This window comes from Streptomyces spiralis (assembly GCF_014654675.1).
GTDB classification, from domain to species: domain Bacteria; phylum Actinomycetota; class Actinomycetes; order Streptomycetales; family Streptomycetaceae; genus Streptomyces; species Streptomyces spiralis.
Window position 1 is genome coordinate 695 of record NZ_BNBC01000118.1, and the last position, 1,580, is coordinate 2,274.

The 1,580-nt window shown below is 70.5% G+C and carries 1 protein-coding gene; it reads left to right on the top strand.

Features of this window, described 5'->3' with window-relative positions; all coding sequences use genetic code 11:
- A partial coding sequence (locus IE318_RS44170) for an acyltransferase domain-containing protein (protein ID WP_189908462.1) occupies positions 1 to 1,580 on the top strand: 1,580 nt, incomplete at both ends.

Sequence of the window (1,580 nt, forward strand, 5' to 3'; positions counted from 1 at the left end):
TCCCGTGTTCGCTGAGGCTCTGGATGCGGTGGTTGCTGAGCTGGATCGGTATCTGGATCGGCCGTTGTGTGAGGTGATGTGGGGCGAGGATCCGGGGGCATTGAACGCCACGGGTTATGCGCAGCCTGCGTTGTTCGCGGTCGAGGTGGCGTTGTTCCGCCTCGTCGAGGCGTGGGGTGTGCGGCCGGACGTGCTGGTCGGTCACTCCATCGGTGAGCTGGCCGCGGCGCATGTGGCCGGGGTGCTGTCGCTGGCGGACGCGGCCCGGCTGGTCGTAGCGCGCGGGCGGTTGATGCAGGCGTTGCCCGAGGGCGGCGCGATGGTCGCCGTACAGGCTTCCGAGGACGAGGTCCTGCCCCTGCTCACCGACGACGTGTCCATCGCAGCCATCAACGGGCCCACATCGGTGGTGGTTTCGGGCGTCGAGGACGCGGTGCTGGCGATCGGCGAGCACTTCTCGGCTTTGGGTCGTAAGACGAGCCGTCTGTCGGTGTCGCACGCTTTCCACAGCCTGTTGATGGAGCCGATGCTCGCCGACTTCCGTGCCGTAGCGGCCGAGTTGTCGTACGCGGAGCCGCGTATCCCCGCGATTTCGACGGTCACGGGGGAGTCGGCGACGGACTGGCAGTCCCCGGAGTACTGGGTGAACCAGGTCCGATCCGCCGTCCGCTTCTCCGACGCCGTACGCACCCTGGAGTCCCAGGGCGTGACCCGTTACGTCGAGCTGGGCCCCGACGGGATCCTGGCCGGACTGGCGCAGCAGACCCTCACCTCGGACGAGACGGTCGTAACACCGACCCTGCGCAAGGACCGCCCCGAGGCCGAGACCCTGCTCACCGCCCTCGCTCAACTCCACGTCTCCGGCCTCGACATCGACTGGGCCGCCTACTTCGAGGGCACCGGCGCCCGCCGCGTCGACCTGCCCACCTATCCCTTCCAACGTCAGCGGTACTGGATGACCGCGCCCACGGCGGGCGGCGGTGCCTCGGACACGGGGCAGACGGCACTCGACCACCCCGTCCTCCGTGCTGCCGTGCCGTTGCCCGACTCGGGCGGTCTCGTGCTCACCGGACGGATCTCGGCGAGCACGCACGCGTGGGTCGCGGACCACGACGTGCTGGGCAGCGTCCTGCTCCCCGGCACGGGATTCGTGGAGCTGGCCCTGCGGGCAGGAGAGGAAGTCGGTTGCCGGCGGCTCGACGAGCTCACTTTGCAGGCGCCGCTGATCCTGCCGGAGCGTGGCGGTGTCGCCGTACAGGTCGTGGTCGGGGCCGACGACGGTTCCGGGCGGCGTACGGTCACCGTGCACTCCCGCCGGGACGACGAGCCCGACCTCGCGTGGACCCGGCATGCCGAGGGCCTGCTGTCCGAGCAGTCGACGGACGCGGCGGCCGAACTGGTCAACTGGCCCCCGGTGGGCGCGACGGAGATCCCCGTAGCCTCGGCGTACCCGGATCTGGCCGCCGCCGGCTACCAGTACGGCCCGGTGTTCCAGGGGCTCAAGGCGGCCTGGCGGCGCGGCGAGGAGCTGTACGCCGAGGTCGCCCTGCCGGAGGAGACGGATCCCAAGGGATTCGGGC